A 7721-nucleotide genomic window follows, 5' to 3' on the forward strand; every position below is an offset into this window, starting at 1 on the left:
GTGAATTCCATGGACAGAAAGAAGACCTACTACGGCGTCTCCGTCGGCATCCTGATGGTGCACTCCTATTTCCGCCGCTACATGGGCGACATCGGCCATGCGGGGACCTGGTCCTTCCCGGTGCAGTACAAGGTCGTCACCGGCGCGGTGCCGTCGATGATGACGGATCTGCACAATGCGAGCCTGCTCGAACCGTTCAAGAAGGCGGCCGACGAACTCATCGAGGCCGGCGTCGACGGCATCACCACGACCTGCGGCTTCCTGTCGATCTACCAGCGCGAACTCGCCGATTATTGCAGCGTGCCTGTGGCGACGAGCAGTCTGCTGCAGGTGCCGATGGTGGAGCGCATGCTGCCGACCGGCAAGAAGGTCGGCATCCTCACCTACAACGGCGAAGTGCTGAACGGCCCGTACCTCGAGGCCGTCGACGTCGACCCGGCGACGCCCGTCGGGGGCATGCCGCAGAGCTCGAACTTCGTGCGCTGGATCCGCGAAGGCGACAATTCCGTCAGCTTCGACACGCTGCGCGGCGAGGTGGTGGCAACGGCGGAGAAATTCGTCGCCGATCATCCCGATATCGGCGCGCTGGTTCTGGAATGCACCAACCTCGCCCCGTTCACATCCGACATCGCCGAGCGCCTGGGCATTCCCGTCTACGACACCGTCTCCATGGTGAACTGGTTCCAGGCCGGGCTGCGGCCGCGCCGCTACGTGCAAGACTGAGCGTGGCGGGGCCGCGCTCCACGAGATGGGCGGTGGTCGGCGGCGGCATCGTCGGCGCCGCAATCGCCTATGGGCTTGCCCGCGCGGGAGAAAAGCCCCTCCTTCTCGATGAGGGCGACGTGGCGCATCGCGCCGCGCGCGGCAACTTCGGCAATGTCTGGGTGCAGGGCAAGGGTGCCGGCCTCACCCCCTATGCCGATCTCAGCCGGCGCGCCGCGAACGACTGGGCCGAATTCACCCGCGAGATCGAGGCGGTGACCGATACCGACCTGCATTTCCGACGGCCCGGCGCCTTCTATCTCTGCTTCTCGGCAGAGGACCTGGAAAAGCGGGGCGAGATGATGGCCCGCCTCGACGCAGCGGCCACGATAAAGAGCCGCTTCGAGGTGGTGGAGGCGGCCGAGCTGAAACGGCGGCTGCCGGCGATCGGCCCCGAGGTCGCCGGAGCGATCTTCTCCCCCGACGACGGCACGGCGAACCCGCTACGCCTCCTGCGCGCCCTGATCTCCGGCACCGTCGCCCTCGGAGGCACCTATCTGCCGCGCCAGCCGGCCGAGAAGGTCGCGTTTTCCGCAAGCGGCGTGACGATCGACACACCCAGGGGCAAGATCGAAGCTGAGCGGGTCGTTCTCGCCGCCGGCCTCGGCAATGCCCGGCTCGCCCCGCTCCTCGGCCTCGACGCGCCGGTTCGCCCGGTGCGCGGGCAGATCCTCGTCACCGAGAAGGTGCGTCCTTTCCTCGCCTACGGCACCAACTTCATCCGCCAGACGCTTGAAGGCGGCTGCATGTTCGGCGAATCCTCCGAGGATGCCGGCTTCGACGAAGGTACGACACTGCCCGTCCTGCGCGAGACCGCCCGGCGGGCCGTGACGGCCTTCCCGCTGCTGCGGCACGTGCAGGTGGTGCGCGCCTGGGGCGCTCTGCGGATCATGAGCCCCGACGGGGCGCCGATCTACCAGCAGACCGATGACGGGCGGGCCTTCGTCGTCAGCGTCCACAGCGGCGTCACCCTCGCGCCCTTTCACGCCGGGCCCCTGGTGGAGGCCCTGCGCGGCGACGGCTTCGCCACGCCCGCCTACAGACCCTTTTCGCCGGAGCGCTTTCATGTTCAGGCCGCTTGAGAAAGGCCCGCGCCGGCGCGTCTCCGTCCGCGTGGACGGCCGGTCGGTGGAGATGGAGGAGGACGCCAACCTTGCCGCCGCGCTCCTTGAGGCCGGCTTCTCGCCCTTCCGCACCACGCCGGTGAGCGGCGCGCCGCGCGAGCCCTACTGCATGATGGGCGTGTGCTTCGATTGCCTCGCCGTCGTCGATGATGTGCCCAACCGGCAGACCTGTCTGGAGACGGTCCGCGCCGGCATGACCGTCGCAATGCAGGAAGGCGCGGCCACCGTGCGCGACGTGGAGGCGGCGTCGTGAGCCAGCGCGTCGACCTTGCCGTCCTGGGGTCCGGGCCGGCTGGAATGGCCGCGGCGGTCGCGGCCCGCAGGCACGGGCTTTCCGTCGCCCTCTTCGACGAGCAGGAAGGGCCGGGCGGCCAGATCTATCGCGGCATCGAGAGCGCCGAGGCCGGCCGGACCGCCATCCTCGGGCCGGATTATGCCGCGGGCCGGCCGCTCGCGGCCGCCTTTCGGGCAAGCGGCGCCACCCATCACCCGCGCGCCACCGTCTGGCGGATCGGCGAGGACGGGCTCTCCTGGACCTCGCCCGATGGCGGCGGCGAGATCGAGGCGGGGCGCGTCGTCGTGGCCGGCGGCGCGATGGAGCGGCCTTTCCCGGTCAAGGGCTGGACGCTTCCGGGCGTGATGACGGCCGGCGCGGCGCAGATCCTCCTGAAAAGCGCGGGAAGGGTCGCCGACGACGCCGTCTTCATCGGTTGCGGTCCTCTCCTCGCGCTCGTGGCCACGCAATACCTGAAGGCGGGGGTGCGCATCCGCGCCATCCTCGACACCACCCAGCCGCGGAGCGGTATGGCGGCACTCGGGCATCTGCCCGCCGCGCTCGCCGCCCCGGCGGCGCTCGCCAAGGGGATCGGCATGCTCGCGCGGATCGCCGCCTCCCAGGTCAAGGTGTTCCGGCGTGTGGAGAAGGTGGAGCTTCTCGGCGAGGCGCGTCTTTCGGCGGTCCGCTGGCGCGGCCCGGATGGCTGGCACGAGATCGCGACCGAGCGGGCTTTTCTGCACCAGGGCGTCATCCCCAACGTCAACACCACCATGGCCGCCGGCTGCCGGCACGTCTGGGACGAGCGGCAGCTTTCGTTCCGGCCCGAGACGGACGATTTCGGCCGCACCAGTCTCGACTGGCTGCTCGCCGCCGGCGACGGGGCGGGCATTGCCGGGGCGAAGGCTGCCGCGCTGTCGGGCGCACTCGCCGGCCATGCGGCGGCGCACGACCTCGGCCGCCTCGACGCCGCCGGCCTTGAGACACTCGCACGGCCCCTGATCCGGGCGCGGCGGCGCGAACTCGCCTTGCGGCCCTTCCTCGACACGCTCTACCGGCCGGCGCAGGCGATGCGCGTGCCGCAGGACGACGACGTCGTCGTCTGCCGCTGCGAGGAGGTGTTGCGGGGCGACGTGGCGCGCGCCGTTGCGGAAGGCTGCCCCGGCCCCAACCAGCTGAAGAGCTTCACCCGCGCCGGCATGGGGCCCTGCCAGGGCCGCCTGTGCGGCCACACCATCGTGGAAACGATCGCCGCCCTCTCCGGCGCCGAGCCGGAGGCGGTCGGCTACTATCGCATCCGCATGCCGATGAAGCCTGTCACCGTCGGCGACATCGTCGGCCCAACCATCCTGAAGGAGGAAAACCATGGGTAGACCGCAACCGATCGAATATGCCGACGCTTCGCCGGAGGTGAAGGCGGTCTTCGACGACATCAAGACTTCGCGGAACATTCCCGACGTCAACAATTTCTGGAAGTATCTGGCCAACGACCCGGCGACGCTAAAGCGCACCTGGGAGAGCGTGAAGGAGGTGATGGCGCCGGGAGCGCTCGATCCTCTGGTGAAGGAGCTCATCTACGTTGCCGTCAGCGTCACCAACAATTGCGGCTACTGCATCGCCAGCCACAGCGCCTCGGCGGCGAAGGCGGGCATGACGCCGGCACAGTTCGCCGAGCTGATGGCGGTGGTCGGCATGGCCAACGAGACCAACCGGCTCGTCAACGGCTACCGGGTGCCGATCGACCCGGCCTACGAGGCCTGAAGTCCCGGCCGAGAACGGGACCGGGGAGGAAGGGAGAGGCAAGATGGACGCGGACGCCATCCGGCATCTGAAGGCGGTGGAGAAGGAGCTTCTGTGGCTCTCCTCCTGGATGATCCACAACGCCAACCACCTGCGCGAGAAGGGCGAGCTGAAGGTCGGCGGCCACCAGGCCTCCTGCGCCTCCATGGTGTCGATCATGACGGCGCTCTATTTCCATGCCCTCCGGCCCGAGGACCGCGTCGCGGTGAAGCCGCACGCCTCGCCGCTCTTCCACGCCATGCAGTACCTGATGGGCAACCAGACACGCGAGAAGATCGAGGCCTTCCGCGGCTATGGCGGGGCCCAGTCCTATCCGAGCCGGACCAAGGACATCGACGACGTCGACTTCTCCACCGGCTCGGTCGGCCTCGGCGTCGCCATCACCGCCTTCGCCTCGCTGGTGCAGGACTACATCACCGCCCGCGATTTCGGGCGAGATGTGCCGCTCGGGCGCATGATCGCGCTCGTCGGCGATGCCGAGCTCGACGAGGGCAATGTCTACGAGTGCCTGCAGGAGGGCTGGAAGCACGAGCTGCGCAATACCTGGTGGATCATCGATTACAACCGCCAGAGCCTCGATGGCATCGTGCGCGAGGGTCTGTGGCAGCGCATCGAGGCGGTGTTCCGGGCCTTCGGCTGGAACGTCGTGGTGCTGAAGCATGGGGCTTTGCAGCGGGCCGCGTTCGAGGAGCCGGGCGGCGACCGGCTGCGGGACTGGATCGACAACTGCCCGAACCAGCTCTACTCGGCGCTCGCCTTCCAGGGCGGCGCCGCCTGGCGCAAGCGGTTGATGGACGAGATCGGCGACCAGGGGGAGGTGACCCGGCTCCTGGAGCGGCGCTCGGACGCCGAGCTTGCCGAGCTCATGAACAATCTCGGCGGTCATTGCGTGCCCTCGCTGGCCGAGGCCTTCGATGCCGTGACGGACGACACGCCGACGGTCTTCCTCGCCTACACCATCAAGGGCTGGGGCACGCCGCTCGCCGGACACAAGGACAACCATGCCGGGCTGATGACCGCTGGCCAGATGGATGAGCTCAAGGCGGCGGTGGGCGTCGCCGATGGCGCGGAATGGGGCCCCTTCGCCACCTGCGGCGACGATCCGGCGCTGCGCCGTTTCCTCGCCGCCGTGCCGTTCTTCGAAAAGGGCACGCGGCGCTACAGGGCCAAAAGGATCGAGACGCCGGGACCGGTGCTCCTCGACGACCGGGTGCTTTCCACCCAGGCGGGCTTCGGCAAGATTCTCGGCGCGCTCGCCCGCACCGACACGGAGATCGCCGACCATATCGTGACGACGGCGCCGGACGTCACGGTCTCGACCAATCTGGGGCCCTGGGTGAACCGCCGCGGCCTCTTCGCCCGGCGCGCCCTCTCCGACACATTTCGCGACGAGCGCGTGCCCTCGGCGCAGAAGTGGATTTTTTCGCCCAAGGGCCAGCACATCGAACTCGGCATCGCCGAGATGAACCTCTTTCTGCTTCTCGGTGCGGCGGGGCTTTCGCACGCGCTCTTCGGCCAGCGGCTGCTGCCGATCGGCGCGGTCTACGACCCGTTCATCGCCCGCGGGCTCGATGCCCTCAACTACGCCTGCTACCAGGGCGCCCGCTTCCTCATCGTCGGTACGCCGTCGGGCGTGTCGCTTGCGCCGGAGGGCGGGGCGCACCAGTCGATCGGCACGCCGCTCATCGGCCTCAGCCAGGACGGGCTTGCGAGTTTCGAGCCGGCCTTCCTCGACGAGCTCTCCGTCATCATGGACTGGACCTTCGACTACATGCAGCGCGAGGGGGACGACGATCCGGACGAGCGCACCTGGCTGCGCGACGAGACCGGCGGTTCGGTCTATCTGCGGCTGACGACCCGGCCGCTGGAGCAGCCGCGGCGGCGCACCGACGAGGATTTCGTGCGGGGCGTCATCGACGGCGCCTACTGGCTGCGCGAGCCGGGGCCGAACGCCGATGTCGTGCTCGCCTATCAGGGCGCGGTGGCGCCGGAAGTGATCGACGCGGCGGGACGGCTCGGCGAAGGGCGCCGCGATATCGGCGTCCTCGCCGTCACCTCGGCCGACCGCCTCAACGCCGGCTGGACGGCGGCGCAGCGCGCCCGCCGCCGCGGCCATCGCAGCGCCTGCGGACATGTGGAGACGCTTCTCGGCACGCTGCCGCGGCACTGCACCATCGTCACGGTGACGGACGGGCATCCGGCAATGCTCGCCTGGCTCGGCGCCGTCGCAGGCCACCGCACGGTGCCGCTCGGAGTGGAGCATTTCGGACAGACCGGAACCATCGCCGACCTCTATCGCCACTATGGGATCGATACGGCAAGCATCGTGGAGAGCGTCGCGGCGCTGACGCCGGGCCGCCGCATCCCCAGCCTGCTGGCCGGCTGAGGCCGCCTGCCGGCGCAGGAGATGCGGCGGGGCGAACGGGCGCGCCTAGAGCGCGGATCGAGCTGCCGCTTTCAGTTTCCCGGCGGTCGGATGAGACAGCCTTTTCGGCGAGCTGCCCCGCCCGGGGCCGCTGCCGCTTCAAGGCCTGATCTTATGGGAAGATTTGGTACGAACGGGTGGGCTCGAACCACCGACCTTCGGATCCACAATCCGACGCTCTAACCAACTGAGCTACGTTCGCACGATATCGCTGGACGGGCGGACCCTAGTGTCGCGTGGCGGCGATTTCAAGCGCTGCCAAACGCCGGGGCGGGCCGCCTGCCAGCGCGATAGCGCCGCTCCCTGCCACACAAAAAAGGGCCCGGCAAGCCGGGCCCTTCGTCAAACTCTGGATAAACGCCTCTTACTGCGAGGTGGCGCGGCTGATGTTGCGCATTGCCGCATCGCGAACCGGGCGTGTCGTGTCCTCGGTGACCTTGGTGAAAAGGTCGCGCATCTCGTTCGAGTAGTCGATCATTGCCTCGAAACGGCCGCGCATGAAGGCGCTCTGGGCCTGCACCGCGTCGGCGAAGGTGGCCGCGCCGAGCATCTGGCGGGCGAAATCGAAGCTCGCATCGGAGCTCGCCTTGGCCTGATCGAGCGCCTTGTACTGGATGCCGAGGACGCCGTCGCGGGCGTTTTCCACCGTGTCTTCGAGGACATCGGTGGTTTCTTCCGCCGCGGCCTTGACCCGGGCGTAGCCTTCGCGCGCATTGGTAAGGGTGCGCTCGGTCATCACGCGGAAGGCCTCCGGCATCTCGACCTGGGAAAGACCGAACATCTCGGCGAACTTCTCGCTCGTCTGCTGGACGGCGCGGTCGGCCTCGGTTGCCGCATCCGTCGCCATCTCGGCGCCTGCCTCGGCGTGTCCTTCGATCTGCGCCGCTGCTTCGTTCATCGTCTCGTTGAAATCGGAAACATTCTGCTCTGCATGGGCCATCGTGAAACTCCTGTCTGCTCTGGTGCCGGTCGGGCCGCCGCCCCCGGCGATGTCTCAGATGCAATATAGCAAATATTTTGTGCGCTGCAACATTTTATTGCGGCGCAGCGCAAACCGCCGGTTTTCCGGGCAGGCTGGCCAGCTGCGAGCGTGTTAACCATTGTTAACGAAATGATAGTTTGCGACCTCTGTCGCTACTGCGATTTTGAGCCACTCCGGCTACGCTTTGTTAACTGTGCTGAAACGGGGGGAGGGGCGCCAGGAAATGCAGGCCGGCTTTGAAAGCCTGGACGAACTGATGGCGGATGAGCGACTGGCGCGCCTTGTCGAGGAGGCACGCCCGGCGTTCTTCTTCCGCCTCGACGACCCGCGCCTCGTCTGGGCCAATCCGGCCGC

At 68.3% G+C, this 7721-nt stretch carries 7 protein-coding genes and 1 tRNA gene; 6 read left to right on the top strand and 2 right to left on the bottom strand.

Annotated features, from left to right (window positions below):
- Positions 1 to 9: 9 nt before the first annotated feature.
- The 6 genes from CLD20_RS19505 to CLD20_RS19530 are packed head-to-tail and all read left to right on the top strand — an operon-like array spanning position 10 to position 6346.
- Positions 10 to 723 carry an aspartate/glutamate racemase family protein gene (locus tag CLD20_RS19505; protein ID WP_224408348.1) on the top strand — a complete coding sequence of 238 codons (714 nt, stop codon included), beginning with the start codon at positions 10 to 12 and terminating at the stop codon, positions 721 to 723.
- Positions 724 to 725: 2 nt separating this feature from the next.
- The gene (locus CLD20_RS19510; RefSeq protein ID WP_224408349.1) at positions 726 to 1844 is read left to right on the top strand and encodes an FAD-dependent oxidoreductase; all 1119 of its coding nucleotides are present in this window, start codon (positions 726 to 728) and stop codon (positions 1842 to 1844) included.
- Positions 1828 to 2139: a 2Fe-2S iron-sulfur cluster-binding protein gene (locus tag CLD20_RS19515; RefSeq protein ID WP_224408350.1), complete on the top strand. Its 312-nt coding sequence runs from the start codon at positions 1828 to 1830 to the stop codon at positions 2137 to 2139. The genes CLD20_RS19510 and CLD20_RS19515 overlap by 17 nt, the downstream gene beginning before the upstream one ends.
- On the top strand, positions 2136 to 3533 hold the full coding sequence (locus CLD20_RS19520; protein ID WP_224408351.1) for an FAD-dependent oxidoreductase: 1398 nt from the start codon (positions 2136 to 2138) through the stop codon (positions 3531 to 3533). Before CLD20_RS19515 ends, CLD20_RS19520 begins: the two co-directional genes overlap by 4 nt.
- Positions 3526 to 3921 carry a carboxymuconolactone decarboxylase family protein gene (locus CLD20_RS19525; RefSeq protein WP_224408352.1) on the top strand — a complete coding sequence of 132 codons (396 nt, stop codon included), beginning with the start codon at positions 3526 to 3528 and terminating at the stop codon, positions 3919 to 3921. Before CLD20_RS19520 ends, CLD20_RS19525 begins: the two co-directional genes overlap by 8 nt.
- 43 nt (positions 3922 to 3964) lie before the next feature.
- Complete coding sequence (locus CLD20_RS19530) at positions 3965 to 6346, top strand: transketolase (protein WP_224408353.1); 2382 nt, start codon at positions 3965 to 3967, stop codon at positions 6344 to 6346.
- A 164-nt stretch (positions 6347 to 6510) separates the two neighbouring features.
- On the opposite strand, the gene CLD20_RS19535 is transcribed toward CLD20_RS19530, so the two are convergent.
- Positions 6511 to 6587: transfer RNA gene (locus tag CLD20_RS19535), tRNA-His, on the bottom strand.
- A 162-nt stretch (positions 6588 to 6749) separates the two neighbouring features.
- Complete coding sequence (locus CLD20_RS19540) at positions 6750 to 7325, bottom strand: phasin family protein (RefSeq protein WP_224408354.1); 576 nt, start codon at positions 7323 to 7325, stop codon at positions 6750 to 6752.
- Positions 7326 to 7721 lie beyond the last annotated feature (396 nt).

This window comes from Afifella sp. IM 167, from assembly GCF_020144925.1.
GTDB lineage: Bacteria > Pseudomonadota > Alphaproteobacteria > Rhizobiales > Afifellaceae > Afifella.